The sequence below is a fragment of the uncultured Nostoc sp. genome, assembly GCF_937863485.1.
Taxonomy (GTDB): domain Bacteria; phylum Cyanobacteriota; class Cyanobacteriia; order Cyanobacteriales; family Nostocaceae; genus Nostoc.
The window spans coordinates 12,682-39,621 of record NZ_CALMFY010000197.1 but is presented as its reverse complement, the minus strand read 5'-3'; the positions used below and the strand labels follow the sequence as shown (position 1 = coordinate 39,621).

Annotated in this window: 21 protein-coding genes, 1 tRNA gene and 1 other annotated feature; of the genes, 10 read left to right on the top strand and 12 right to left on the bottom strand. The window is 40.7% G+C overall.

Annotated elements, in window-relative coordinates; translation table 11 throughout:
- The first annotated feature begins 148 nt into the window (after positions 1-148).
- The gene (locus Q0541_RS26895) at positions 149-1,147 is read left to right on the top strand and encodes an RNA polymerase sigma factor, RpoD/SigA family (protein ID WP_298918341.1); all 999 of its coding nucleotides are present in this window, start codon (positions 149-151) and stop codon (positions 1,145-1,147) included.
- Positions 1,148-1,347: 200 nt separating this feature from the next.
- Here Q0541_RS26895 and Q0541_RS26890 read toward each other — a convergent pair whose 3' ends face one another.
- Positions 1,348-2,007, bottom strand: a complete 660-nt coding sequence (locus Q0541_RS26890; RefSeq protein WP_298918338.1) for a ThiF family adenylyltransferase — start codon at positions 2,005-2,007, stop codon at positions 1,348-1,350.
- A gap of 5 nt (positions 2,008-2,012) precedes the next feature.
- Positions 2,013-2,846 carry a hypothetical protein gene (locus Q0541_RS26885; RefSeq protein ID WP_298918335.1) on the bottom strand — a complete coding sequence of 278 codons (834 nt, stop codon included), beginning with the start codon at positions 2,844-2,846 and terminating at the stop codon, positions 2,013-2,015.
- A gap of 175 nt (positions 2,847-3,021) precedes the next feature.
- Between Q0541_RS26885 and Q0541_RS26880 the strand changes: the two genes are divergently transcribed.
- The 5 genes from Q0541_RS26880 (at position 3,022) to Q0541_RS26860 (ending at position 5,952) form a co-directional block, all read left to right on the top strand.
- The gene (locus Q0541_RS26880) at positions 3,022-3,363 is read left to right on the top strand and encodes a hypothetical protein (RefSeq protein ID WP_298918332.1); all 342 of its coding nucleotides are present in this window, start codon (positions 3,022-3,024) and stop codon (positions 3,361-3,363) included.
- A gap of 13 nt (positions 3,364-3,376) precedes the next feature.
- Entirely contained in the window at positions 3,377-3,829 is a 453-nt protein-coding gene (locus Q0541_RS26875; protein WP_298918329.1) for a hypothetical protein, read from the top strand.
- A gap of 150 nt (positions 3,830-3,979) precedes the next feature.
- Positions 3,980-4,035 (bottom strand) — a sequence feature (23S ribosomal RNA rRNA prediction is too short).
- 282 nt (positions 4,036-4,317) lie between these two features.
- On the top strand, positions 4,318-4,446 hold the full coding sequence (locus tag Q0541_RS26870; protein WP_298918326.1) for a hypothetical protein: 129 nt from the start codon (positions 4,318-4,320) through the stop codon (positions 4,444-4,446).
- A gap of 138 nt (positions 4,447-4,584) precedes the next feature.
- Positions 4,585-5,661, top strand: coding sequence for an alpha/beta hydrolase (locus Q0541_RS26865; protein ID WP_298918323.1), 1,077 nt, complete (start codon positions 4,585-4,587; stop codon positions 5,659-5,661).
- A 66-nt stretch (positions 5,662-5,727) separates the two neighbouring features.
- Positions 5,728-5,952, top strand: a complete 225-nt coding sequence (locus Q0541_RS26860) for a hypothetical protein (RefSeq protein ID WP_298918321.1) — start codon at positions 5,728-5,730, stop codon at positions 5,950-5,952.
- Positions 5,953-5,998: 46 nt separating this feature from the next.
- Here Q0541_RS26860 and Q0541_RS26855 read toward each other — a convergent pair whose 3' ends face one another.
- The 9 genes from Q0541_RS26855 to Q0541_RS26815 form a co-directional block, all read right to left on the bottom strand.
- Positions 5,999-6,502, bottom strand: a complete 504-nt coding sequence (locus Q0541_RS26855; RefSeq protein ID WP_298918316.1) for a HEPN domain-containing protein — start codon at positions 6,500-6,502, stop codon at positions 5,999-6,001.
- Between the two features lie 48 nt (positions 6,503-6,550).
- Entirely contained in the window at positions 6,551-6,952 is a 402-nt protein-coding gene (locus tag Q0541_RS26850; protein ID WP_298918313.1) for a hypothetical protein, read from the bottom strand.
- Positions 6,953-7,025: 73 nt separating this feature from the next.
- On the bottom strand, positions 7,026-8,459 hold the full coding sequence (locus tag Q0541_RS26845; protein WP_298918310.1) for a VWA domain-containing protein: 1,434 nt from the start codon (positions 8,457-8,459) through the stop codon (positions 7,026-7,028).
- Between the two features lie 265 nt (positions 8,460-8,724).
- Complete coding sequence (locus Q0541_RS26840) at positions 8,725-8,913, bottom strand: hypothetical protein (protein ID WP_298918255.1); 189 nt, start codon at positions 8,911-8,913, stop codon at positions 8,725-8,727.
- A 104-nt stretch (positions 8,914-9,017) separates the two neighbouring features.
- Positions 9,018-9,086, bottom strand: a tRNA-Ser gene (locus tag Q0541_RS26835).
- Positions 9,087-9,473: 387 nt separating this feature from the next.
- A complete protein-coding gene (locus tag Q0541_RS26830) occupies positions 9,474-9,674 on the bottom strand; it encodes a hypothetical protein (protein WP_298918252.1) in 201 nt (66 codons plus the stop codon).
- 711 nt (positions 9,675-10,385) lie between these two features.
- The gene (locus Q0541_RS26825; protein WP_298918249.1) at positions 10,386-11,882 is read right to left on the bottom strand and encodes an aldehyde dehydrogenase family protein; all 1,497 of its coding nucleotides are present in this window, start codon (positions 11,880-11,882) and stop codon (positions 10,386-10,388) included.
- 113 nt (positions 11,883-11,995) lie between these two features.
- Positions 11,996-12,718 carry a cyclase family protein gene (locus Q0541_RS26820; protein WP_298918247.1) on the bottom strand — a complete coding sequence of 241 codons (723 nt, stop codon included), beginning with the start codon at positions 12,716-12,718 and terminating at the stop codon, positions 11,996-11,998.
- 392 nt (positions 12,719-13,110) lie between these two features.
- Positions 13,111-16,404: a PAS domain S-box protein gene (locus Q0541_RS26815; RefSeq protein WP_298918244.1), complete on the bottom strand. Its 3,294-nt coding sequence runs from the start codon at positions 16,402-16,404 to the stop codon at positions 13,111-13,113.
- A 1,216-nt stretch (positions 16,405-17,620) separates the two neighbouring features.
- Between Q0541_RS26815 and Q0541_RS26810 the strand changes: the two genes are divergently transcribed.
- The 3 genes from Q0541_RS26810 (at position 17,621) to Q0541_RS26800 (ending at position 25,014) form a co-directional block, all read left to right on the top strand.
- Positions 17,621-20,173: a proteasome protein gene (locus tag Q0541_RS26810; protein ID WP_298918241.1), complete on the top strand. Its 2,553-nt coding sequence runs from the start codon at positions 17,621-17,623 to the stop codon at positions 20,171-20,173.
- Between the two features lie 519 nt (positions 20,174-20,692).
- On the top strand, positions 20,693-23,668 hold the full coding sequence (locus Q0541_RS26805) for a molecular chaperone (protein WP_298918239.1): 2,976 nt from the start codon (positions 20,693-20,695) through the stop codon (positions 23,666-23,668).
- Positions 23,669-23,946: 278 nt separating this feature from the next.
- A complete protein-coding gene (locus Q0541_RS26800) occupies positions 23,947-25,014 on the top strand; it encodes a hypothetical protein (RefSeq protein WP_298918236.1) in 1,068 nt (355 codons plus the stop codon).
- 81 nt (positions 25,015-25,095) lie between these two features.
- Here the strand turns inward: Q0541_RS26800 and Q0541_RS26795 are convergent, their stop codons facing one another.
- Positions 25,096-25,275, bottom strand: a complete 180-nt coding sequence (locus Q0541_RS26795) for a high light inducible protein (protein WP_273763134.1) — start codon at positions 25,273-25,275, stop codon at positions 25,096-25,098.
- A gap of 768 nt (positions 25,276-26,043) precedes the next feature.
- Here Q0541_RS26795 and Q0541_RS26790 point away from each other — a divergent pair.
- Positions 26,044-26,931: a hypothetical protein gene (locus Q0541_RS26790; RefSeq protein ID WP_298918231.1), complete on the top strand. Its 888-nt coding sequence runs from the start codon at positions 26,044-26,046 to the stop codon at positions 26,929-26,931.
- Positions 26,932-26,940: the final 9 nt, after the last annotated feature.

The following is a 26,940-nucleotide window of genomic DNA, read 5'->3' as shown; positions in this document are numbered from 1 at the left end:
CCTATTCCAGTCACAAGTCACCTCAGCAACTTAATCATCAAAATTAATAATCTGATTCTAATTTGATTTTTGAATGTTACACTAATTCTCTCGGATTGAAAAATTTTTACCTCTAAACCGACAAGTATTTCTGAAGGTTAAAATAATTATGAATAATCTATCTTTCCAGTCTCTAGAAGTAAATGATAAAAATGAAAAATATTTATCTACTATTGATCCAGTGCGTACTTATCTTCGTGAAATTGGACGTATACCTTTATTAACTAATGAGCAAGAGATTAATTTCGCCAAGCAAGTTCAACAAATGATAGCTTTACTTGCTGCAAAAGAAAAATTAGCTATTCAATTAAAACGTCAACCGACACAACAAGAGTGGGTTGAAAATATAAATATCGGTGAAAAATCACTGCTGCAACAGCTACATCAGGGACATCAAGCCAAGCAGAAAATGATTCAGGCTAACCTGCGACTTGTGGTGTCTGTTGCTAAGAAGTATCAAAGACATAACCTAGATTTCCTCGACTTAATTCAAGAAGGAAGTTTAGGTTTAGAGCGAGGAGTTGAGAAATTTGACCCTACTAAAGGGTACAAGTTTTCAACTTATGGCTATTGGTGGATTCGTCAGGCAATTACACGAGCGATCGCCGAACAAGGACGTACTATCCGCTTGCCTATTCATATTACAGAAAAACTCAACAAAATCAAGCGTATTCAACGTGAACTAACTCAAAAACTAGGTCGGACTCCTACCGCAGTTGATATTGCCGAAGAACTATCTTTAGATCCTAAACAAATTCGAGATTATTTCCTCTTAGCACGTCAACCTGTCTCTCTAGAATTGCGAGTTGGCTCAGAAAAAGATACAGAATTACAAGATGTGTTAGAGGATGATGGACTTTCCCCAGAATTATATACTGACCAAAAGTTTCTCCAACAAAATATTCAAATTTTATTGTCAACATTAACTCCTCAGCAACGAGAAATATTAACTTTGCGTTTTGGTTTAACAAATGAAAAGGAACTTTCTTTAGCAGAGATTGGTCAACGTATGGGTATTAGTCGAGAACGAGTAAGACAGATAGAGCAACAAGCTTTGGGTAATCTACGAAAACAGAAGGATAAGATACACAACTATCTAGCTAGTTAATTTGTAATTCATAATGGCGCTCTCTAGGAGACGCTGCGCGTAGCGTCTCGCAGAGAAGAGAGTAATTAAGTTTTGTAACGGAGATTTACACCTCGCCACAAAACTTGCCGCTTGTTAGTTGCTCTTTACTTAAACCCTGAGAATTTGGTAAATTCTGATGGGCTATGTCTGCGACAAGCCGCTGAGAGCGTCTACGCAATCTACAAAAACAGAGATTGAATAGTCAGATCCTTTAGAGTGATGGTGAAGTTACGCTGTTCTGCTGTGGCAATGAATGAGACGATCGCTTCACACGCCACAGCCACGGTTAACATTACCAGGTTTCGTGCCAGCGGATAATCACAGACATCATCATTCACCTCGGAAGGAACGCGATAAACGTCATTCCAAATCACTTCTGCATAATCTGCTGATAGTCCAGCATGAAGACAAGGAATGCTTAATTGTTCAGCATAATCTTTCACTGCTTGACGTGCCACGCTATTGTCAAAAACATCGACAATTAGCTGGCTGTCTTTGAGTAATTGATTTGCATTTGCTGGTGTCAACTCCTTTGTTTTGGCATCAACTTTAGTACCAATTGCTCGATATAAATTATTTGCCAAGATTTTCGCCTTGAACGCTCCAACATCGGAACGGTAGTAAGGCTGAGTCGAAAGGTTACGCTCCTCAATGCGTAGGCGTAGCCCGCCGCAGGCATCGCAATCAATCACTGTAAGTTTATCAAAACCAGACCGAGCTAAGTTTTCCGCAATGTTAGCTCCTAATGCTCCAGCGCCACAAATTGTTACCGGATAATCCTTAAGCTTTGCCATCACAGCATTGGTGCGGTAAAGTTGTTCGTGAAAAAAGATGCTCATTGTCCTCACCACTCTTGTTGTTCCATTACACCCACTAAGGATTGCAAGTCAAAATCGCGATCGCGTCCACTTAAGCAAATACCAGAACTAACAACAGTCAAATCAGTTTTAGCGATCGCACTACTATGGCGAACACCATCAGCAGTTGTCCAATCGACTGTCCAATAATCGCTGCGATCGTGGAATTGAGTTAAGGTACCGCCGCCCATTTGCAAAGCCTTTCTCAGTCGCTTTTCATCCTGTTGGGGTTGAGTAAATCCCTGAATCCGGCGAGTTGCTAATCCATACACTGTGCGGATTTCTGGAGTAATGCCCTTAAACTGTAATTCCTCAGTAGTAGTGAGTTGTTTGACAGCAGATTGCAGAGTTTCAGAAATTGCCGGATCGGTACGGCGATCGACTTCCTCAAACCAGCAGGATTGTCCATTCCAGCGGGCAATAATTTGCTCAAAGGCGATACCCTCGGTTACTAGATGCACTGCGATCGGCTTCACCACCTTTAACCGTTGACGCATATCTACTTCATTCACGGGGTATGCTAACCAAGTTTGTCCCCTCAGTGGATGTGCTAACCGCAGCCGTATTTGGGGAAACTGTTGCAGGTATTCCGCAACTTGGGGCAAGTCTGCCTCTTCCACAACCGTTGCTGTCTTCTCATCTACAGGCTGAAAAATGCCCCAACCTTCAAATTTACTAGGCTTTGGACTGAAAGTGTAAATCATCCCTGCTACCCGTGTGCGAACTCTTCCACCCTTGACACAGGGGGCGAGAAATTGGGTAGCAGATAACTGTGCTTCTGCGATCGCAATTTGGTTGATTAGCTTAAAGATATCAGACATAATTCTCTCTATTTACGCATAATTACTCAAGATAATTACCAAAAAATTAGTATATAAAAGAACATCTATTTTTAATAAAACAGCAATTAGACAACTATTTTCATTGGGTGAAACAATGTTTTTGCATTTTGCATATATTGGAATGTGCTCTTTATCGATTGTGATATCTTTCTATGTGAAAGCTAAGTTTGAGAATTTTCTAGAAAAAAATACAGCAATTGCCAATGAAAAATCGTTAGAAGATTATAAAAAACTCGTGCGTCTTAATATGTATGGAGCGCTGGCTCAAACAGTTTTATTTATTGGTGCATTTGTTAGTGGTATCGCTTATATTTTTAATCAAGGTTTTACAGGGGTATTTTCATTCTTTCTATTATGGTTTGCTGCTAGTGTTATGAAACAGTTAGGCCAGGTTGAGGAAAAAGTACGTACACTGACTTGCACAACTGCTGAACTAGAGCGTCAATACATAAAAATTTCCCATACTTGGAAGAAAAAAGCTTTTCCCGATTTCTAAATTTTATGACTAGATGAATCCAGTAAGTACAGTAGTCTTGTATTTATTCAATAAAATTTCAATTGACAAAATAAATTTAAAAATAATGACTACCCAAATACAACAAATATCAGAGTACCGAAAAAGGTTAGCATCTGCTTACCGGGCAATTTACGCAGTTGGAGTTTTGGGTATTTTTTTGGGAATATTGGCATTAATAGCTGGCAATCGAGTTCCTGAAGGTATGATATTGGGAATTTCCTTTTTAGCTTTTGGTTTACTCTATCTAGTTTTAGGTTTTTTTGTACAACGTAAATCCAAACTTGCGTTGGGTATTGCAGTAGGATTTATGCTACTAAATTTTTTAACTGGCATTCACAATATGATTCAAAGTGGTAAACCAGTTGGCTTGATTATTCCCATCGTATTTTTCAGTCAGACATGGGAAGGATTTAAAGCTATACAAGTATTAAAGTCAAAGGCTTGAAGTAAATCTGAATGAAGAAACCTCGGCTCATCCTGCCTCCCTTACTTAATATTTTTTTATAAATAGCCTCTTAATTACGAATTAGTATGATTATTTCCTGCGTGCAAGTTGGTGGAGCATTGCGTGTTCTCAGTTACTAGAGGGACTCCACTGGTGAGTTGTTACACATTCTTTCAAGGATGGCTACTTTTAAGCCTACCTCCCAGGTTCTTCGCACTCCCCGTTCACACACGCCCACTGTAATTGACAGTGTTACCGTTCCTCTCGTACTAGTATGTAGGCTTCACGAGTTAGGGCACGCAGGATATTAATATAATACAACATACTACAAAAAATTGCTACTTTCCGGATTACAAGACAAGAGGTAAAGCTAAATGAAGATGATTGAATTATCAACTGGATCAGTGATCGCTGATTTACACCTGCCATGCGTAAGGGCGATGGTACGGAAGTATCCTTAATCTGGGGGGCGATCGCACTCGGTATGTATGACTAAATATAACGATTGCCACTGGAACTACTCGGTCAAAATAGATACAGTTTGCCTTACTAAAAATCTACAGCGATCGCAGCGCGGTAATGGCATCAACGTTATTTTAATGATTGGTAAAGGATAGGTTTGAGTTTCCAAAACCTCTTGGGTTACACCTTAACATCTACCTACGGTAAAAAAATTCAGGGTACAAATACTATGGTATTTTAGACAGAAGTATTAGAATCAATACGTCTTGTTGCTTAGAAAGGGAGTAGCTATTTTGTTGAATATCAAAGCTTTGTCAGTAGTTTGTACAAGCACGTCGTTACTTGTATTGGGTGTTAATGAAATAGCGTCTGCTTCTTCCTTTAATCCGACACCTGTGTTTGACAACGTTGCTAGCTACACTACTACTATTACCGGAGATAATAATCTAGCTGATATTTATTATCCTAATCCGACAAATTTAAAAACAAGCAATTATTCCTTTCCAGTAGCACTATTACTACAAGGTGCACTAGTTGACAAATCAAATTACTCTAATTACGCTAAACAAGTTGCACGCTATGGATTTGTAGTAGTGGTGCCAAACAGCAAGCGTATAGCTCCAATATTTGGCGAAGCATTATTACCCCAAACAAGCCAAATTGATACAGCTTTACAACAAATTGTAGTTGAAAATAAGAATGCTAGTTCACCTGTTGTAGGCAAGCTGGATACAGAGAAAGTAGGATTATTGGGTCATTCGTTGGGCAGTGCTGTAGGATTATCTGCAATTGGAAATTTATGCGTGACACCAACACTTTGTCCGGGTTCTTTTTCACGACCCAAACAAATTGTAGCAGGAGCATTCTATGGTGTTAATCTTCGCAATGAGAATGATGTTTATCTTCCTATTAACAATGATAAAATACCAGTTGCACTCTTGCAAGGGGATCGTGATGGTAGAGCGCTGCCTTTCCGGGCTAGTTTAACTTATGACAAAATTAAAAATCCACCCGCTGCACTAATTAATATCAAAGGTGCCAATCATTTTAGTATCACAAATACAAATAATCCTGCTGGTGCAATTCCTGACCCGATAAATTCTACAGTTAATCAAGATGTGGCTATTGAAACAATTGCCCGGTGGAGTGGTTTATTTTTACGTGCAAGTATTCTTAATGATAAAGACGCTTTTAATTACGTTTATTACACAGGTGATGCTGCTGACTCCAATGTGACAGTAGAGAGTAAACGTGTTCCTGAATCGGCATCGATTGTTGCACCTTTGGGGATATTTTTTGCTTATTTTACGATTACTCAACTACGAAAAAGAATAAATGAATCAAAACCTCATTTTAAAACCAATGCCTAAAACAGTCCTGGTTACTGCAATATCCAAAGGAACTCCGCTAGTGAGTTGTTACACACTCTTTCAAAGATGGCTATTTCTAAGCCCAGTTTCCAGGTTTTTCGCACTCCTCGTTCACACACGCCCACTGCATTTGGTAGCATTACCTTTCCTCTTGTATTAGTATGTAGGCTCCACAAGTTAGGGCACGCAGGATATTACTACAATACAGCATACTACAAGCTAAATGGAAAAGCGATCGCGGTTGTCATTGCCATAAAGGAAATTGAGCTAGAATTCTTCTCAGTCAGCTAGGGTTCAAGGGTTCCAAGTTTGATCTGCCAACAATATTCATTTAGCATTATTTCAAATCAGTGTATAGTTGAGGTTCGATTAGAGAGTGTTGCAAAAGCATTTTTACAACTAACTTTAGAAATTTTTTAGCAGTGAAATCATCCTTTAAAACTAATAGGTCTTTTGCAAAATCTGGTTGATCACCGTGCGCTATATTACTTCTATAAGCGTAAAGTTTTTTCCAAACTGTACTTTCGGGTGTATTTAAAAAAAACTGAGAGTAGTCAAGTTTCTTACTAAAACGCTTTGATAATAAATTGATTTTATTTGTAACTTGTTGTGTAATTGAATCTCTTTTATTAATTGGTTTATGTGTAATCAAAAATTCAATTATAGTAAATAGTCCCAGAATCTTAAATTTAGAATTATGAGAAATATGCTTGAGTTCTTCTAGCATATTAATAGCTTCTTTTATGTCTGGATACTTCATCTCATCTAACTGCTGATAATTTTGATATATTGAGCCTAAATCTTGTAAATTAATATCATCAATAGATTCAATTAAAGGCAAGTTACTATTCATTTCATGGAAATAATTAAAGGTATGTGTAGGATTTTTCTAAATGCCAAAAATTTTTATTTCTTTAGAATAGATAAACTGTAATCCAAATTGTAGTTCTATTTCTAATAAATTTGCTGCCTTGATTAAATCATATATTTTAGAGGTATCGCCATCAAAATTTAGTACATAATATTTCCAATTATGTGGTTCAAGCTGTTGACCTTTAAAACTTTTTTCTTGATGTGTGTTCGTGTATTCAACATACACGAATTCATAAGGAGATAAATTCGCTCTAAAAAGTTGAGAAAAATGTCCTGAGTCTGAAAAATAGTTTTTAATCTGGTCAATTTGAATAAAGTTAGCTTTTTGAAAGTAGCAATCTTCAATAACTTTAAAAGGTAGATTGCAGTTGACATTGAGTAGGTTAGCTACAAAAGCAAAGCTAGTATTTTCTGACATACTGTCTCAAAGCTTAATTTTAATATTTTTATCAGGATGCGTTAGAAATAACTATGACGCACCCTGATAGACTCTATTTATCTTTTCGCACAGGCAACGGCATGTCCAGAATCTCCATTAGCAAATCCAGACGAGAGGGGCGCGTCAGGAGTGGGACAAGGTTCGGCAAACTGTAGTAGTCACCCGCGAAAGTGAACGTATCTACAGGTGCTTGCTGCTGCTTCAGTTGGCTCTCCACCCAGTCGTAATGAGTACCCACACGGACAATCACCACATTGGGCATTATCGCCAACTCCCGGCAGTAGTTCTTGTAGACTTCACCGAAGTAAGGAGCCGCATTTTCGCCCTCATCCGTCACCAGGATAATCTGGTCAACCACCTGCTTTTTCCGCCGCATTGCTTCCAATGCACAACCGATACTAGTACCACCGCCTGCCTTGATGTGCTGGAAAGCACGCTCCCAGTCGCTCAACTCCTTGCCCTTTGCTGTAACAGCGTAAGGAATGGTGTCAAAGGCGTAGACAAACAGTTCTGCCTTAGTGATACCAGAGATGAGGGCAGCGAGTTGCAAACCCGTCGCGATCGCATTTTCCATTGAACCAGACTTGTCCACCAGTAAGGCAGTTGGACGAGCGATCGCACCGCGCTGCTTCACCTGTTCGTTAGTCACTTTTTCCAGTCGGGTAACAGTGTCTGCGTCAAAATCTGCGGCGTTTGCGGCAATCTGTGCTTTGAATGCTGAGACACGCGTACTCTTAGACGCTTCTTCCAGCTTGGAATCAATCAGCTTCTTGACTTCTGGGTGATCCATTGCACCTCTAGTCTGGAGCGATTTGAGGTTATTGATCGCTTCTTGAGGAGTCATGCTGTTGATTAACGCCACCAATACAACTGGTGTGAGTTGGTTGATAGCACCAATTGCGATCGTATATGGAATTTTGAACTCCACAATCAGCCGTGCCTGTTCTGCGGCACTTTCTGCCTTGGCAAGCTGTTTTAGCATATCTGCTAACGAACCCTCTGGTGGAGTATCGCCAAACAGAATCGCATTTGCCCGCTCATTTGGCTTGATATGCAGTGAAGCATATAAGTGCTTCATTGCCTTACGACCTCGTAAGGCAGTACGATCAAACAGAGCCGGATTGCTCTCCCGTGTCTTCAAGTAACGCCGTACCGCAGTCCGAGCGGAACGAGGCAGTTTATTCTGCTGCTGCTTCATGAAGTCCACCACACGAGCCACCTGATAGGGCGGAAACTGTTGCAGCATCACAAATCCAGCATCTCGGTGTTCAGTCAAATTGCTAGTCAGCAAGTGAGCAACAAACACTTCCTTGTGGTCGCGGACATCACCATGACGCTGATACCAAACTGCCAGATGTCCATAGAAAATTGGATCGAGTTCAACAATTAACTGATGAATTTCTGCGACTTGCTCAAGTTTGCGGTGAGGAGTTGTGAGCAAACTGTTGAGCATTTCCAGGCGCAGGTCACGTTCTGCGGTTTTCATAAGAACCTCCTCTAGGAATTTTGGATTTTGGATTTTAGATTTTGGATTGCAATCTCAAATCCAAAATTGAAGGAGGCAGATGTTGCACGCGGGGCGATCAAGTCACCGCGCAAGTTGTAGAAGCATTGTGTATAACTTGTGCAGAGTTATGTAAGCTTCTGCGATCGGGGCGCGGCAACAACTGCCAGTTTTGATGTAACGTATCGAAATCGTTAGTACTACTCCCTAAAAGTAGTAGCTGCGTAAGCTGCCATCATATCTGCCGCTATTGCGACAGCACTTTTTGAAAGCAGCGACCAGAACCACAAAGACAAAGGTCATTGTTACCAAGCTTTTCTTGTAGTTCCTTGTCGCCATGAACAAGGCGGTCGCCACGTTTGACAGCTTTTTCAGATGGGTAGCCACGACGACGTTTACTCGATGATTCAAAAGCAGAAATCGTCAAATTCGTCAAAGTTTTCAGGCTCGATGTTCAAAGAATTAATCTTTTTCATCGTTCTCACCTCCATGTTGAAATGAAATAAGATCACCTCGTGCAAGTCGAAAAAGCTGTTGATTCACACACGGGATTTGAACCCGTAGTTGCTTGATCTCAAGTCAAGTGCCTTACCATTCGGCTAGTATGTAAGCTTTTTCAGTTAGGGCACGAAGTGAAAATTTTAGTTTTTAGAAAGTTGATTTAAAATAAATCGAATTTCTTTCTTGTTACATTGCTTTTTACTAACAGCGTAAATCATTCGACCTCTATACATTGCGGCAGAACGATGAATTATATCTTTAACAACATCCGTCACATATTTAAATAATTGGAATTCCGCACAAGTTAGCAAAGCAGTTTTCACAATTGCCTATACCAATTTGGCTACGCTCCCATCAGCGGGAGCGGCAGGATTTGAACCTGCATTCCGTTGCCGGAGTGTGTGTAGGCTTTACAAGTTAGGGCGCGGAATAAAACTATGCGGTTAGAAATGAAGCAAAGGTTTATGTTTTAAACTTTCTTCCCTCCTGCCTCCTTTAACCATAGACAGCTTCAGGACGGATAATCAAATCACCACTGGGACGGCGATCAATTACGTAAACAGAGAGGCGATCGCTATTCACATCTAAATGCCGAGCAACGCGCTCCTTCACTGCCACATCATTCATCCCTGCTGCAATTCCCAATTGTGTTTTTGGGACATCAACGGAACGTCCTTCAAATCGAATATGAACCATTGCAATCACCTCTGATTTTAATTACAAATTGATATTAGTGGATCTGATCGGGATTGAACCGATACCTTCCCTGTGAGAGTTACACTCACACCTCGTGCAAGTTGAAAAAGCTGTGGTTACACCGCAGGAATTGAACCTGCACTTATCGTTTTAAATGCGATCGCTCTACCATTGAGCAAGTATGTAAGCTTTTTCTGTCAGGGCACAAGTGACATCTGGGAACTCTACCGTTAGAGCTACAGACCCAAGGCAGGCATAATTGTGATGCTCTTATTCAGGCGATGTAACTCGACTTGCTAAGGAAGCGTCTACACGAAGTAGAGTCTAGTGAAGCCGTCGGGAATTGTAGGCTTTGCCTTCCCGTTCGCGCTAGCGTTGCGTGGCAAAGGATACCCGAATTCCTGCAACCGTCCGTTTGTTGGCTCGGAGCAGTCGAACACCAATCGCGACCCCAAACAGTGGCATCTATGCAATTGTCAAGCTTCTGAGAGGTTTTAGTTTTGTCTTTAAGGAGGCTTTTATTTTGGATACTACAAATGTAGTATATTTTCTACATAATGTCAAGAGGATACTACAAATTTCGCATTCCAATGCGTGTTATTTAGATTCTCTCTTCTAAAAGGCTTACTCCCCTTCCCTTGTAGGGAAGGGGCTGGGGGGTTAGGTCTTTTTTCATAGTCTACTCAGATGAAAATCGCGCTTATTGCGAAATTAACTGCGGTTATCTATCTGAGCGCGTTGCAAACTTCCAGAAAAGTCAACATAAACACTTTTCCATTCTGTGAAAACATCCATTGCAGTAGTTCCAGCTTCTCGGTGTCCGTTACCGGTTTGTTTCACACCACCAAAGGGCAAGTGTACCTCTGCACCAATCGTGGGGCCGTTAATATAGGTAATACCTGCCTCGATGTCGCGCATGGCAGTAAAAGCCCGGTTGATATCGCGGGTGTAAACTGAAGAAGAAAGACCATAATTGCTATCGTTGAGAATTGCGATCGCTTCCTCAAAGGAGCTAACCTCAATTAATACCACCACTGGGCCAAATATCTCTTCACGGGCAACTCGCATCTCAGGAGTTACATCATCCAAAATAGTTGGTTGAAAGAAATAACCGTTTTTCAATGAGCCTTCACTGGCAATTTCTCCACCAATTAAAACCTTTGCTCCTTCCTCACGGGCAATATCCAAATACTTGCTCACCTGTTGGAGTTGCTTTTCATTGACAATTGGCCCAATCTCTATATTGGGGTCAGTGCCAGCACCCAAGCGTAACTTACTGGTACGCTCATGAAGCATAGCGGTAAATTTTTCTTTAATATCACGATGTAAAATTAGGCGACTAGTAGCCGTACACCGTTGACCAGTTGTCCCAAAAGCACCCCACACTGCACCATCTAAGGCAAGTTCCAAATCTGCATCTTCCATCACCACTTGGGCATTTTTACCACCCATTTCCAGACAGACACGCTTGTGAGTGCGTCCGCAAGTAGCGCCGACAAAGGCACCCGTTTCTGAAGAACCAGTAAACGATACTAAATCTACATTGGGATGCTCAACTAAAGCTTTCCCCGCCTCTTCTCCTACACCATGCACCAAGTTAATCACTCCTGGTGGTAAACCTGCTTGTTGGAAAATTTCAATCAATTTAGTTGCACAGGCGGAGGTATCCTCGGCAGGTTTTAGGATGACTGTATTGCCACATACCAAGGCTGGCATAGCTTTCCAGCAAGGAATTGCCACTGGGAAATTCCAGGGAGTAATTAAGGCACAAACTCCTATGGGCATTCGCACAGTCATGGCGAATTTATTGGACATTTCCGATGGTGTGGTTTGCCCGAAAAGTCGCCGCCCTTCGCCAGCACTGTAAAAGGCACAGTCAATACCTTCTTGCACATCTCCCCTGGCTTCTGTCAAGGGTTTACCCATTTCCCGACTGATTAACTGGGCAAGTTCTTCTTTATGCTGGAGTAATATTTCCCCGACGCGAAAGATGTATTCTGCCCTAGCTGGGGCCGGGACTGTGCGCCAACTGTGGTAGGCTTTCCGGGCGGCGGCTACCGCTGTATCTACATCATTAACTTGGGAACGGGGGAATGTGGCAACGACTTCGGTTTTGTCAGCAGGGTTGCGACTTTCTAAAGTTGCTTCCCCTATAGCACTCAACCATTGACCGTCTATGTAATTGCGGCAAGATAGCGGAGTTGTCATCTTGAAAATCTCCGGCTGATGATCCACTGGAACTTGTGTATTAAGTTTGCTTGCTTTCTAGGTTATCCGCTAGTCTGAAAAATTGGTGTGAGATAGAAATATCGATATAAAAATTAAGGCACTAACGCCAAGACACCCACAGGAGAACCAGAACCACCACGCAACCGAAGAATCCCGATCGCTAGAGTAGTACCTTTCGGTGGTAACTGATCCAAATTGGTGAGATTCTCCAACACAATCCGCGGTTGTTCTAAAACTAAGCGGTTAATCGCAAAACTGTTATCCTGTCCAGGATCTACGCCATGAGTATCAATTCCTACCCCAGCGATTTGCCGTTCATTCAGTAATAATTGAGTTGCTTCGCTGCCAAACCCTGGAAAGTGGGCAATTCCTTGAGCATCATGATTTAGGAATGCACTTTTATCCAACCACTTGTCTTGCCATCCAGTATTCAGTATAACTACGCAGCCAGCAAAAATTTCACCGTATTGTTCTTCCCAAGCCACAACATCAGCAATAGTCAGGGCATAATCAGGATTAACCGCTGTGGCTTGGCGAATATCTATGACCACCGCAGGTACAACCAGGGACTGGGCGGGGTATTGGTCAATTCCCACGGTAGAACTATGAAAACTGTTAGGGGCGTTGATATGGGTAGCGCTATGTTCACCCAAGGAGAAACGTCGCAGATAATAGCCATCATTATTTAGTTCAGCCACAGTTTCAAATTCTACTGTGGGATCTCCAGACCATTGAGGAATATCTATGTCAATTACATGACTTAGGTGGATAACGCGTGTGTAGGTGATACTATTTTGACTTTGGGGTTGTATCATCCCAGCCTTCTATTTTATTTATACTCAGGGATTTTTTCAAAGGTGCGACGCCGATAGCGTAGCGTTAGCGCAGCGTTAGCGAAGCGGTAGCGTTAGCGAGGAACGAGCGTCGGAACGAGCGTCGGAACGAGCGTCACAGCCCGTCTTAGACATCGCCTGGGTTGGGCTATTCGGCGTCGCAAATATACCACTACCATTACAACGTTTTTGAATCAATTGAACTGCAATATTTCTACTCTTAATTCCCTATACTAGGATAAATAATCCCCCCAATTCCTGTAAATTTTAGGTTATTGGGGGGGATTCAAATGTTGCAGCAAAAAGTGAATTAATCTTAGTTAACAACCACTAGGTTAATTTATGATTAAGCTTAGGTTAAGCTTGCGTAATATCTACGTTGAGGGTTGCTCCTGTAGTGGAATCGCAATGACAAACTCGGCACCTTCTCCTGGTGCTGAAATACACTGGATTTGTCCGCCGTGTTTTTTAACAATAATTTGGTAGCCAATTGATAACCCCATCCCCGTACCTTTACCGACGGATTTCGTAGTGAAGAACGGGTCAAATAGGCGTTTGCGTACTTCCTGAGTCATGCCTGGGCCATTGTCAGCAATGCCAATGATTAGACGGTCTTCTTGGATGAGGGTGCGAATGCGAATTGTGGGCATTGGGCATTGAGCATTCTCCCCCTGCCTCCCCTGTGCCCCTAGTCTCCATTCCCTACTCCCCAATCCCTCTTCTAAAGCATCGATCGCATTTGTCAACAAATTCATAAACACCTGATTCATCTGTCCAGCGTGACACACTATCGGTGGTAGGTTGCCGTAGTCTCGGATTACTTGGATTTCGGAATGTCCTAGTTTGGGCTTCAGGCGATTTTGCAACAGCAGTAACGTGCTATCAATACCTTCGTGAATATCTACTGGTTTTGTGCTGTCTTCATCAAGGCGAGAAAAATTGCGTAAAGATAAGACAATCTGCCGAATGCGTTCGGCTCCCATGTTCATAGAATCCAGGATTTTGGGCAAATCTTGCCTGAGAAAGTCTAAATCAATGGCGTAGATTTGTTGTTTAATTTCTTGTGTTGGTGGGTAGTCGTTCTGTTGATAAAGGTCTACCAAGTGTAACAAGTCCTTGATATATTCACGGGTGTGGCTAATATTGCCGTAAATAAAATTGACGGGATTATTGATTTCATGGGCAATACCTGCAACCAATTGTCCTAAACTGGACATTTTTTCAGTTTGAATCAGTTGCGCTTGGGTTTGTTGAAGTTCTAGCAGCGCCGCTTCTAGTTGCTGGGCTTTGTCTTGGGCAGTTTGGGCAGCGATGCGGCTTTGGGTGTAAAGTTTGGCTTGGTCAATGGCGATCGCTAGTTGAACTGTAACTGCTTGTAGTAATTCTACTTCATTGTCCAGCCAAGGTCGAAAGCCACTATAAGAACCACAGCTAAATGCACCTATTTCGCCAGATTGGGTATGTACAGGGAGCGACATAAAGGCAGTGAAACCGAAATCCTGAAAAAACAGCTGTGCTATGGAATCGCCCACAGTCTTAACATCATCAATGCGAATGATTTCTCTATTCAAGGTTTTAGCTGCGATTAGTTCGATTTCTGCATTAGTTGCTTGATCGTCAATTAGACAGGGTAAAGAGGAACTTTTCGCCTCATATACACTCTCCCAGTAGGGTACATCAGCGTTTTGGCGATACCAAAAGAAGGCGCAGCGATCAATCTGGAATAAGTTGCGAATCTCCTGCACTGCGGTTTCCACAATGTAATTAAGATCCAGAGAAGCTCGAATCTGGTTAGAAAGACGATTGAGTAGGGCTTCCCGTTGGGCGCTTTCTCTGAGTGCGACTTCTGCTTGTTTGCGCTTGATGCCAATGGCAATTTCTTGGGCAGCAAATTCTAGTGCTTTAAAAGTTGATTCTGTCACCGTTTGGCGGGCAAACATGGCTATCACCCCTACAGTTTCATCTTCAACAATCAGGGGATAGCCAGCGAAGGCAACCATACCTTCTTGCCGCGCCCATTCTTTGTTAGCCACGCGAGGATCTGTCTGCACAGAGTTAGTTAGGTGGGGTTTGCCCTCTTCGGCAATCAAACCAATTTTGAATTGACCAACTGGCACACATTTATGGGGCCCATTGATGTGGGTATACATCCCAGAACTGACTTGCAACTCCAATACGTTATCTTTTTTGTTCAGCGTCCAGATGCGAGCAAATGCTGCATCAAGATGTTCAACTAAAGCGTCAGTGCAGCGGCGCATCATGTTCTGTAAGGTGTCACTCTGGGTAAGCGCCGCGTCTACATCGGCACGAAAATTTGCTAAACGCGCTCGCTCTGCTAGAGCTTCCTCTGCTAGTTTGCGCTCAGTGGTGTCATAGCAAATACCAACGAAGTTTAAAACATTACCATTAATGTCTTTAATAACAGATGAGTTGCTTGTATGCCATCGCCAACTGCCATTTTTGTGTTTGACTCGATATTCCATTGCGTCTTGTTTTTCATCTGTTGTCAAAATTCTTTGGAAATAATCTGCACAAATAGACACATCGTCAGGATGTATAAGGGGAATAAAGGATTTACCTTCAATCTCTGCAACTTCATACCCTAAAATATCAGTCAAATTAGGAGAAACGTAAGACAATATCCCTTCAAGGGTGACTGCAAAAATAATGTCATGGGCGTTTTCGACCATGCTGCGAAACTTGGCATTGCTTTCTATTAATGCTGCTTGGATGTTGTCCTTAGTGTCGCGGACAAGAACTATGATTTGCTCGTCTGGTAATGGTAATAACCTAGCTTCAAAATTATTATTCTCTTGTGGTAGCGGTAAGGTATATTCAAAAGTGACTGAAGATTGAGTTTCCAGTACTTGAGTTATTGCTTGCTGGAAGCGATCGCCTACAGCAGTTGGTAGATATTCTCGCAAACTCTTGCCCTGACAATCTCCTGTTGGAATATACGGATTCTCCATCAATCCTTGCTTATAATCCAGAATACTTCCATCAGCATCAAGACGAAAGTACAAATCAGGAAGCACTTGCAAAATCGCTGCAATTTCTGATGTTTTTTGGCGTAATTGTGCTTCAGCTGCTTGGCGTTTTGCAGTTTCGGCTTGTAGTTGCTCTAGTGCTTTTGTTAATTCTGCCGCCTGTTTTTCTTCTGTAATTTCATGCAGACAATAAGAGGAATTTGTAGATGTCGAGCAACTTTCTCTCATAGTAGATCGCACTTCTGTTATATCCACACAATAACCAATGTAACCGACAAAGCTACCATCTGCTGCGAATCGTGGCGCGGCTGTATCTAAAATCCAGCGATATTCACCATCAGCCCGACGCAGACGATATTGCCTCTGAAAGGAATTATGCGTTTTAAATGCTGTTAAGTATATATTTTTACATTTATGATTATCTTCTGGATGAACGCTACAAGCCCAGATATTGCCTATCTCATCTTCTCGCGCCGATGCAGACGCGCTTGTTGTTAAATATGTTCCAGTAAATTCCAGCCAATTTGAATTGAAGTAACAGTAAAGTGCATTGCATCCAGCCATCCAAATCATCAGAGGAGCAGTACCCACCTGCTGGTAAAATACTTTTTCATCTTGTTGTATTTCTGATGGGGCGACCATGATTTGGTTAATGTAGCTTTGCACTTTTTTAGAAAACACTTTTGCCTGCCTGCTCTGCCTAAATTATTAATGTAATAGTCTGAAAATAGGATTTGTTATATAGATTGATATAGTCTTCTTCATGCCAACCTGCTATTTATCTTAATACTTTATTTTTTTTTATATCTGCAAAAATTACTCTTTTACTGTGAATAAATTGAAAAAACGTTGAAGTTGTCATTAAGATTAACTTCAGCCTTTTTGGTAAAAATTAAACTATCTATATGTTAGGGAAGTTGTTTGACTTTGTTTTTTATTAAAATTACCTATAAATTCATATTAGCTATGTAATTGAATTACTCAAAAACCTGATTTAGCTTTATGGAAACTAGATGATTCTCTGTGGAGCACTTAGAGGATGTTTGAAAAGTATCGTTATTAACATCAAAATCCTCGAAACCTAACCCCGCTACCCCCTTATGTTAGCGTTGGCGAACGCAAGAGCGTCTCTAAGAGTTGCGGCACGAAGTGTGATACCATTTCACTTTAATCATCATCCAAATACGTTGGTAGGGGCATGGCATTGCCACGCCCCTACAAGAAATCTATTTATTTGTATCAGGGTTTTTGTGAATTGGTGTGAAAATAGGGGTTTCAAAGCCTCTCAAGAGCAGGAGAGAGAAATGGAAGTGAGGTTTCGAGTATACTTATTGATTTTCCAAGCATCCTTTTACGTCTTTATAATAAATTCACAATAATCAAGAATTTCATATCAAATAAATATTGATTTTTTATCAAGAAGAATTCAGCATGAATTAGAGTCCGGTTAATCGATGTAGCTTGCTTAAAATAAGAGGTATATAGCGATTCTCATTTAAATGAAGTACACAGGTAGGGACACAGCAATGCCGTGTGCTACCTTGTATCTGTGTTCATCTGTGATTAATTGTTTTTTCTGTACCTTACCTATGCAATAACCGCTAAAAAAGGGTTCAATACCCACATCTATCCTAAGCAGGATCCAGTAAATATGTAGTATAAAAACCCACTTTTGTATTCAAAATCGTGCATTCTGACAAATGTATTGTTTTTTATTTTTCTCAGTGAAACCCGATTTTTCAAAATTGTCTTTACCGTTCAAAACGCCTTATACCAAAATCGCAAATTAAATGAGAGGAATGCTAAATGTGATATCAAGACATTGCAACAATGGCTGGCGATGGCGTTTTATATGTTATAAAGCTCACAGAAATTAATGTTAGGCGGAAACTACTCTATGGAACCAGACAAACTGGGCCGTTTTAAGGAGTACGGCGAATTCATCGTCCGAAAGATAGATTCTGTGCCCCAACACCCTTCAAAACAAGAAGATTGGGTTCCAGCTAGTCTTGATGACTGTCTCCTGCGTCTGCGGTCAGCTGCCCAGAAAACTGTAGACCTTGCAACTTCACCTGTCAAAATTGGGGTGATGGGGGAATTCAGTAGTGGGAAAACCTTACTTTTAGGCAGTCTGATTGGATATGCAGATGCTTTGCCAGTCAGTGAAAACCCCACTACAGGTAATGTTACTGCCATACATATCATCCCGCAAGAGGAGTTTGCGACGACTCAAGTAAGTAATTTTACTGTAGAGTATCTTTCTCATGAAGGAGTACATGAGTGTCTACGCTTCATGCTAGGGGAAGCCAATAAACGGACAACAGCAGCAGGGCTTCCTCCTATACCAGTATCGAAACTCAACTCTGGCAAAGATATTATTAGCTGGTGTGAAGAAGGATGGAATAGTAGTAACAATTTAGAGCTACGTTATTTACTCCGAGAGTTAGTGTTATTCCTGCGGGCTTATCAAGCCTATGGGGAAGTTATGTGTGGTGGCCGCTACCAGATTGATGCTATCACCGCCCGTGAGGGGCTACAGCTGGTCGAACAGCCAATGGCAATCCAAACTCTGAACTTTGAGGATCTACCTCCAGCGCATATCCGATTACCGAGTCCACCTCAAAGGCTACCAACAAAGTTATTGCAAAACAGTTTCCCACTCATCCGCCGCGTAAATATCGATGTCAAAATCTCACGGGAAATTTGGGATTTTGCAGACGCAGCCAAATTTATTCTCATCGACTTTCCGGGATTGGGGGCTGCTAATTCGGGGGCTAGGGATACCTTTTTGTCACTGCGGGAATTGGCAGAAGTACAGACAATTTTAGTACTGCTAAATGGTAAATCTCCCGGTAGCGATCGCGCCAATAAAATCTTTACGATGATGCAGCAGCAGCGACCGGGACAAGACCTGAAAGATTTAATTCTCGTAGGTGTGGGTCGCTTCGATCAACTGCCTTTAGACAGTGAGGGTGGCGAAAGAGAACTTGACCAACTGATTGAAGATAGCCCAGCCAATAGCCCTTTACAAGAGGAAACCGTTTTCCAAAAACTCAAAGTTCTGCAAACTACCATTGATGGTGCAGAAGCGTTTACTACCCAAAAAGATCGGATCGTTTTACTATCGCCACTCTTGGGACTAGCTGAATTAGCAAAACGTTCTAGTACAGTCAAAGCAGGCTCAACAGACTTTTTGGCTAACTTGGACTATCCTGATTACTTAGATAGGTCTAAACGGCTACAAGACAAATGGCAGCACTTAAGTGAACGGCTGTTAGACTCTGATCCCCGCAGTTATTTAGGCAAACAGCTAGGTTACTTTAGTCAAGATGGGGGACTTGGTAAGCTGCGGGAATTGATTCAAACCCACGTAGCAACTCATGGTCTGAAGCAACTGTATGAAGATACTCAAAGAGCTGCTGATGTGGTGAGTCAGCAACAAGATCACTTGAAGGACATCATAGATGAAATTCACGAGGAAGGTATTCCTACAGGAGACAGTCCCGCTTTTATCGAGTTGCGCTTTGTAGTCGAAAGTTTGGATAAAATCTACAGAAATTTTCAAAAAGATTTAGGGAAAGAACCACTCAAAGACCGACGCGGTGTTGTCGTCAGCGATGTAGTGAAAGACGAACTCACCTTTAGAATCCTCAATTGGAACCAGTGGACTTTACTCTTCAACAAAGCCAACAATGGAGCGATCGCTCTGGCAGAATCTAAAGGTGCAGCCGGGAAATTATTTGACCGAGGAAACCGTGTAAATAGTTCTCTTCCAACCAAGAGCGATGATTTTTATCCAGTATTTGAAAAAACCGTTAAGGAAGTAGAAGATTTTGCCCGCGATCGCATTCATCAAGCAGTAGTAGATTTGTTGAACCAATTGTCAAATTATGTAGCCCCAGAACGCGAACAATTGCAGGCAATTTTCCATCCAAAAATGGAGCAAGAAATCGAAGAGCAATTTGGTTTTGAAGATGCTGATCTCTTTTACAAATTATTACTAGGATGCGATCCTAACGAATGGAAAGAAGCAATCATCTCCGAAATCACTAGCAAAGACAAAACCGTTGCACCCGAAATCATTTTTCCTCTAGCGCGTCAAGACGATAAACACAATGTTGGTCAAATCTTTGACTGGGCACCAGAGAAAAGCCAAGGTTTACCCAGATCGAGCAATCACCAACTTTTAGTACTGCGGCTGCGAGATGAAATCACTGCTAGTGCCAGCCTTCATCTTGTGCAGTATGTTAGCGAAGTTAATCAACAAATTAATTCCGAACTAGAAGGCATTTTGGATCAAATTATTCCTAGTCTGCAAAACCTTTCAAAAAAAGAAGCTTTGCTGAGATATTTGGCAGCTGGGGAATTGCCATCTGAGATAAAAATTCCTACTTGGTTGGAGATTATTTCAGAACTCGCCGCTGTTTCTCACTTAGATGATTTGAGATGAGCTAACTCAGAAAATGACTGATTGCGATCGCATACGGATCTGAGGATGTATTTGTGAGACGTGATGCTATCAGTTTAATGCAGTTTACTATTGCTTCAAAGAGTCAAATGGTGCAAGAAGCGAAACGTTTAATTGAGCGGGTGCAACAAGAATAGATAACTGTCTTAGCGAAGAAGGAGATAATAGATAGATTTTTAGCTTATGGTATTTCGATAAAAGAGATTGCTCAGTTACTTGATTTAACCATCGAACAAGTAAGACTTGCAAGCGATCAAAAATCTTCAACATGAACTTAGTAACTGCCGCAATTTTCATAGCGATGCTTAGATTGGGCTACGCCCTTTTATATAAAAGCGTAGGCATCGCGCCAAATAAAAAAGCCAGTGTTAAAGAGAATCAGTGGTACAAGACCAACGATTAAAAGTCTTTACGACAAAGATTCTCTGAATTTGCCATTTGATGATACAATCTCACTGTTTTTAGCTAGCTATAAAACAAACAACAGAAAGTTATACTCTAATGAACCCTTTCCAATTGAACAACTATACTGATCAACAACCAAGCGAGAAACAACAAAAAAGATTTCCAGGATGGTTTGCCTTAGATTTTGGCACGTCGAACTCTACAGTCACACTTTTCGATCCCATTGAAGTGCCGATCGCAGAAATTCTACCAAAAGAACAAGAAGTGCGGTTGCGCGATCGCTTATCCCAATGGCTAAGTTCTCCCGCCTCAGTGGCTTTACCAGATGTCAGCGATGATGATTGGGCAAAGTTTATCACAGAAATTAGCAAAAACTTGGAGATAGATCCAAGAAAGTTGAGTGAAGTATTTGAAAGTGATAATAAAGAGCGATTTTTGGAAGCAATTCGCCAAATTGAACTTTCTTTAGGAAACAGCGAGAGGTTCCGTCGGGCTGTCAGCAAAAAACTTTACCAAATCTATCATGAGGTGTTCCGCGTTCCTACCCTAGAGTCGCAAAATCTGATCCCAGTTGTGCTGGATATTGATCGCCGCGATACAGAAATTCCCAGCGAGTCGGAAATTTCGCAGTTAATGGACTTAAAACTCCAGATGGGTAGGGAAGCTAGAGATAACCGCAAAAAAGCGATCGCCCAAGGTACAAGCAGTTCTTTAAAGGAAATTATCAGCAGGTTTCACCATTCACCCAAACGCTACTTTGGTCAGGAGCGATCGTTTTCAGTTATTTTGGATGGTGAAGAAGAAATAATTACTGCTAATCAACTAATCCAATCTGCTTGGGCGCATTTAATCGAGTTAACTGAAGATTACCGCCAACGCGCACAACGCAGATTTTCAGAAGGGACTTTTTTGACAGCAGTTGTCACTTACCCCACTGTCGCCCCACCAGTTGTTCGCAAGGAAGTTAAGGAATTAGTTGAGCAATTGGGGATCGATGATGTCCAAACTGCTTATGATGAAGCCGTTTCTGTGGCAATATTCTTTTTGTGGCGAGAATTTGGCGGTAATCTCAACATTGGGATTGAGTCATTTAAAACTCGTTGTCATCAAGTAGGAAACAAATGGTCACAAAATGTTCTCGTCTTGGATATCGGTGGGGGAACCACAGACTTAGCTTTAATTGAACTGACTTTAGAAGATAAAACTCCGACTTTTGCCAATTATGAAGACCGAGGTTTAGGAGGACGTTACTATAAACTCACTCCCAAACTATTAGGTTCATCCGGTCATTTACAGTTAGGTGGTGAATTAATTACACTGCGAATTTTTAGATTATTAAAAGTTGCGATCGCAGACTTTTTATTGACAGCCGTAACAACAGGTTATATTGAAAGCGAAAAGCTAGAAGATTTAATTAACTCTGAGTTAAACGAGCGCTTCTTAGAACAAGGCAAATTTAAAAGTGGCAGTATTTTAAAATGTCTAGATAAAGAGAATCCAGAAGGTGATCTTGCTTACAAAGATGCCCTAGATACTGCCGAGAAAGTATTACCCACCCGTTGGCAACAAGCACCCCAACGTCTACAATCCTTTTATATTCTCTGGGATCATGCAGAAGCAGCTAAACTTAAACTTGGGCAAAAACCACTAACAGATAATTCTCTATTAACCTTCACACTTTCTGAGCAGCAAATTTCTGAACTGCTTACCCAAAGCGCCGTTAAATTGCAAGTCAATGATCCAAATAACGTCTGCATCACCCTAGATAACCAACAATTTGAACGAGCCGCCACTTCCGGAATTAAAGAAGCGATCGGTATTGCCAAAGGATTAATGGAAAGTCGCTTGCGTCCCGATGATATCACCAAAGATTCTTGGAATTCCCAAAAAGTTGATTGGTTAATTCTGTCTGGAAAAACTTGTAATTTAGACATAGTGCAGCGCCAAATTTACCAAGAATTTAGTAAGTCTCCATATTTTGTGTGGAATCCAGAGCGAATTACTTTTGTGCTGGAATTTACCAAATTAGCTACCTCCGCTGGTGCTTGCTATGCCGAGAAGTTGCGAAGATTAAGGTTCGATCCAGAAGAGTCCAAAAGCTTGCTGTGTAAGGGAGCCAACCAACTAGAAATCGATGTCAAAAACCTATTTTATTATTTGCCCTGCAACTTCAAACGTAAAACCCAAAGTAACGATTTGCTCACCATATTCAAGGCTGGACAAGAACTCTATCAACTTGCACCTTGGGAAACTGTCGCCAAGGTTCGTACTGCATGGCAAGGAATCCAATTAACTAACATCATCTACCGTCAAGACTATGAGGATGGAGATTTACGACTATGGGGTAGCTTCGACGGCAAAAACCTCATGAATAAACTAGGAATACAAGAAGCAGAGTTTCTGAAAAAAATTAAAATTCAGTTTGAAATTGACCAAACCCTTGAATTTAGGGTATTGCTTTGTCAGGGAAATCCCCATTATTTAATTGATATTCCTGGCATTAATTTGGAATCGGTAGTTTCAGAAACTTCGCCGCTATTTGCTGATGGAAAATTGAACTGGAATATTGCTGTCCAACGCTTCAGTAAAGATTTAAATGATGGTGATATTGCCGTCAATGTTATTGAGTCAGCAACTGTTGATCAACCAGATGCCTATCATCTTGTATTTGAAGTAGGAAATGATGGTAATAAATTGTTCCAAAAATTTCACTATCTGCGCGATGGTGTGACGCAGCCAGGAATTGGGTTAATTAGTAATCCCTTACCTCCCTTCCCACAAACTGGCCAGCACACTTTCTATGTTTATCAAACAGACGCCCAAACCAACAGCAAAAAATGGATCCGAATTGGCGCACTCAGCAAACCAGATGTGACAACAGATTATCCTTGCCAATATCGTGTAACTCTCGATGATCAAGGCATTCTGCGGATGCACGCCGGTGAAGTGCCTTACTGGACATCAAAAAGTCAGGAATGTTTAAAGGAAGAAGGATGTGTTTATCTTGCTGAATTAGAGTTGCAGCCCAATGAAGTTGATAAAGAACGCGATCCATTTTGCGGTATACATTAAGGACTTAAAAATAATACAAATATCCCAGAACTGATGCAAAAATCCTCTCTGTGTGTTCTCTGCATCTGAAGTGGTAGCTTGCGGCAAGCCGCTATGCGTCTACGTTTGTTTGGATAATTTATTTCTTAGAAATACCTTAACTGGAGTAATCATAGCCTCATGCAAATGCATTAAACTTCTATGCTCCTTTGCGTTTAAAAATTAATGTTTGTCAACGCAAAGAAACGCAGAGTTTTGCCAAATTTAATTCGCTACAAAAATATTTGGAGGTGATATTCATGCAGCACTTGCGTCAATTATTAGAGATAGAAAACTCAGAATTAGCCCAGTTACTGCGGTTTAGTTTGTATGGACTAGAGGCTAGTTTAAATCAGGCCCGCACAGAATTTCCGCTAGATCCAGGATCTAAAATATGCGATGAAGTGCTGCAAGAACTTCATCGCCTCTTGCAACCTACACCCCCAAAATCAGATGATTTAAAACTAAGTCACCTCCGCGAAGCTTTCGATTCTGACTCAGAACTTAGTTATTATCTGGGTAATTCCCAACTGCAAAGCACAACGGACTCTGATTTGTGGAATGAAATTCAACGCAAGCTGCTGCGAGTCCCAGAGGATTTGGCTGCAACTTGGCGACAGCGCACCTTAGATTTAGCTCAAAAAGTTGGTGCGATCGCAGATAATTCTAATCTCTATCAACTTCCTTTTATCCGTGATGAAATTATCTACCCTGGACTTAGTGGTACTGTTCAGACTCAGGGATTGGGCTTATCTCAACAAATACTTTTAAACTCTAAAATTACCCAAGGTAATACATCTAATTTGCCAGCGGCATTCCTATTTTTATATATGAATTTTATCGAAATCGACCCCGATTTACATCATGCTTTAAAGAGCGTTTTTAGCTTCGATGTCATTTCCTTCCACTCCAAACCAGAACAGCGCCATCAATATATTGATGCTTTAAGCGATCGCTTCCAACGAACTCAAAAAGCAGAGGAAAACACTGATCCCCTGCCAATTCTCCGTACTTGGATTGACATGGACGAGGCGATACATTCCCTAGTATTTGTACCTCCGGCTGAACGCTATTCTTGGTGGGGAAAGCTACAACATGAATCACGACGTATCCTAAAGAAAGTCGCTGATGAAACGATTAAAGCAGGTTATGAAGTGCGGATTCGCCAATTATCGGGACTTTATGCGGATATCTGTGCTTCATCCAAGGATGACTTACAACTAGACTGTGGCGGTATTCCTGGCGAAGTATTAACTTGTCTTCGAGTATATGCGCGAATTAATCAGGAAGAATCCCCAGGTCGTGTAATATTTCGCTCATCACGGTAACAGAATTCTCTTATAAAGCAAAGGCAGACGATTTTACGAATCGCTGCCTTGCCTCATTATTTAATGAAGGTAAGTTTAAATCTATAGAATGCCCCAGAAGTGTAAAATCCCTTGACCAGAAAACACTTCAAGTAAAACGGCAGATAAAAAACCTATCATTGCAAAACGACCGTTCCAGTTTTCGCTTTGAGGAGTGAAGCCCCAGCGCAAAGCATTAGGATCTTCTGAAACCGAAGGCGTAGTCTTCTTAACGTTTGCCATAAATAACACTCCGAGCTTTTATGTTGTAACAGTTATAACTGCATGTAAAGTAATGTAACAGATTTTTACGTAATTGCAACATAAACTCAATACCAAATTTAGTTAGCAAGTATATATTACGGACACGTAGTTTTATTTTAACAGGTTTGCGAGCGCGCAACAGGGAATTACCTGTGACTTCCTACCAGACAAAAATACGGGGAAGACAAACGCTGCCAGAATTCCACATAGCAGAATCATTTCAATAATTTGCAGGGAAAAATTGTTGTGAATAAGATTATTTATCCGTGATAACTAAAATTCCACTCACGCCATGAATAATTAGTATTTCTATGCTTTAATAACCAAACTTGAGCTAAACTCTGGCAAAGACAAATATTAATAAAACTTTGAAAACATGGCAGGAGTTTTGCATTTTACAGGATTTATCAAGGGAGTGACCTATAAAACTTACTTGGATGACAATTTAAGTAGGATTAGTTTAGATGCATTTGATGTCAATAAAGAAAGAGGCTATGGATTAATAAAGTCACCTATAGCAGTCCTAAATCATATGTGAAAACTTCTTTTTCTTTTTTTGGCGCTCTTGGCGGCAACTCTTGGAGACGCTGCGCGTTGGCGGTTCGTTCATTTTCACAACTCATTTAGGATTGCTATATAACTGAAATTGCTTATTCAAAATGGGTATCACCTAAGAGAACGAGAAGTTATCCATTTGCCAGAATTTATAATACATATAATTCATCGAAAGTTATAACTATTATCCCGGTGATTAAAGATGAGGGCAAAGATGGCGATATAGATAAAATTCAATACTCTACAATTTCTTGGATGAATTTACTTAATATCTATATAGTACTTGCTTATTACGAAACAGCAAAAAAAAGCACCAAAAAAACGCAAACGAATAAGAATAAGTTGAGTAATCAAAAATTTAATAATGATTTTGTAAAATTTCAAATCAATGAAATATTAGCATATCACCAAAGCGCACTCCATTGGAACAAAAATCTCTTTGAAGAAAGATTTACACAAACTTTTGAAAAAGCTCTAGATTCTTATGATTATATTTTTAATCAAACTGGAGTCATAATTCACTCACGAGATGGACTAGATAAATATTTATCTAAAATTAGAGAAGAGTTTGAGGAATTTAAGAATATTTCTCTTAAAGGTTCTCAAAGTGCTAGTAAAAGAGAAGCGCTGACTTCTCATAAGCTAGAATATTTAGTGGATGGATTAAAAGCAACTTTTAGTATTGAAAACTATCTTGGCGGAATTTACTATTTGACTCCTGATGAGATATTATTCGAGAATAATATGTATACTATACAAGAGTCAAAAAATACTTCAACAGCATCTTTGCCAAAGCTTCCTGATATTCAAGATGGTTTATTCAAGCTAATTTTATTTTCTAATTTAGATACTTTAATGTTGAATGGTCAAGAAGTATTATTTGTTACAAAGTTAAAGCTTACAGGTAACAATGTTGTTGCTTCTATTGTCTTTCCAGATGCATCATTAGAAGAACTAGAATATTTTTTAGAAGTTAATATTAAAATTTTTAATACAAATCAAAGAGCAATTATCAAAAAATTGGCTTTAGAAGCTCAAAATAATCAGAGACTTCAAATAGAAGTATCCAATAATTTTTAAATGTTCTAA

Excerpts from the sequence above, each read along its gene's own strand:
- Q0541_RS26845 (WP_298918310.1), bottom strand. The coding sequence starts at position 8,459 with ATGAAAACCGCAGAACGTGACCTGCGCCTGGAAATGCTCAACAGTTTG.
- Q0541_RS26885 (WP_298918335.1), bottom strand. The coding sequence starts at position 2,846 with ATGTCTGATATCTTTAAGCTAATCAACCAAATTGCGATCGCAGAAGCA.
- Q0541_RS26890 (WP_298918338.1), bottom strand. The coding sequence starts at position 2,007 with ATGAGCATCTTTTTTCACGAACAACTTTACCGCACCAATGCTGTGATG.
- Q0541_RS26870 (WP_298918326.1), top strand. The coding sequence starts at position 4,318 with ATGACTAAATATAACGATTGCCACTGGAACTACTCGGTCAAAATAGAT.
- Q0541_RS26800 (WP_298918236.1), top strand. The coding sequence starts at position 23,947 with ATGCAGCACTTGCGTCAATTATTAGAGATAGAAAACTCAGAATTAGCC.
- Q0541_RS26875 (WP_298918329.1), top strand. The coding sequence starts at position 3,377 with ATGAATCCAGTAAGTACAGTAGTCTTGTATTTATTCAATAAAATTTCA.
- Q0541_RS26860 (WP_298918321.1), top strand. The coding sequence starts at position 5,728 with ATGGCTATTTCTAAGCCCAGTTTCCAGGTTTTTCGCACTCCTCGTTCA.
- Q0541_RS26810 (WP_298918241.1), top strand. The coding sequence starts at position 17,621 with ATGGAACCAGACAAACTGGGCCGTTTTAAGGAGTACGGCGAATTCATC.
- Q0541_RS26795 (WP_273763134.1), bottom strand. The coding sequence starts at position 25,275 with ATGGCAAACGTTAAGAAGACTACGCCTTCGGTTTCAGAAGATCCTAAT.
- Q0541_RS26825 (WP_298918249.1), bottom strand. The coding sequence starts at position 11,882 with ATGACAACTCCGCTATCTTGCCGCAATTACATAGACGGTCAATGGTTG.
- Q0541_RS26805 (WP_298918239.1), top strand. The coding sequence starts at position 20,693 with ATGAACCCTTTCCAATTGAACAACTATACTGATCAACAACCAAGCGAG.
- Q0541_RS26895 (WP_298918341.1), top strand. The coding sequence starts at position 149 with ATGAATAATCTATCTTTCCAGTCTCTAGAAGTAAATGATAAAAATGAA.
- Q0541_RS26820 (WP_298918247.1), bottom strand. The coding sequence starts at position 12,718 with ATGATACAACCCCAAAGTCAAAATAGTATCACCTACACACGCGTTATC.
- Q0541_RS26830 (WP_298918252.1), bottom strand. The coding sequence starts at position 9,674 with ATGGTTCATATTCGATTTGAAGGACGTTCCGTTGATGTCCCAAAAACA.
- Q0541_RS26850 (WP_298918313.1), bottom strand. The coding sequence starts at position 6,952 with ATGTCAGAAAATACTAGCTTTGCTTTTGTAGCTAACCTACTCAATGTC.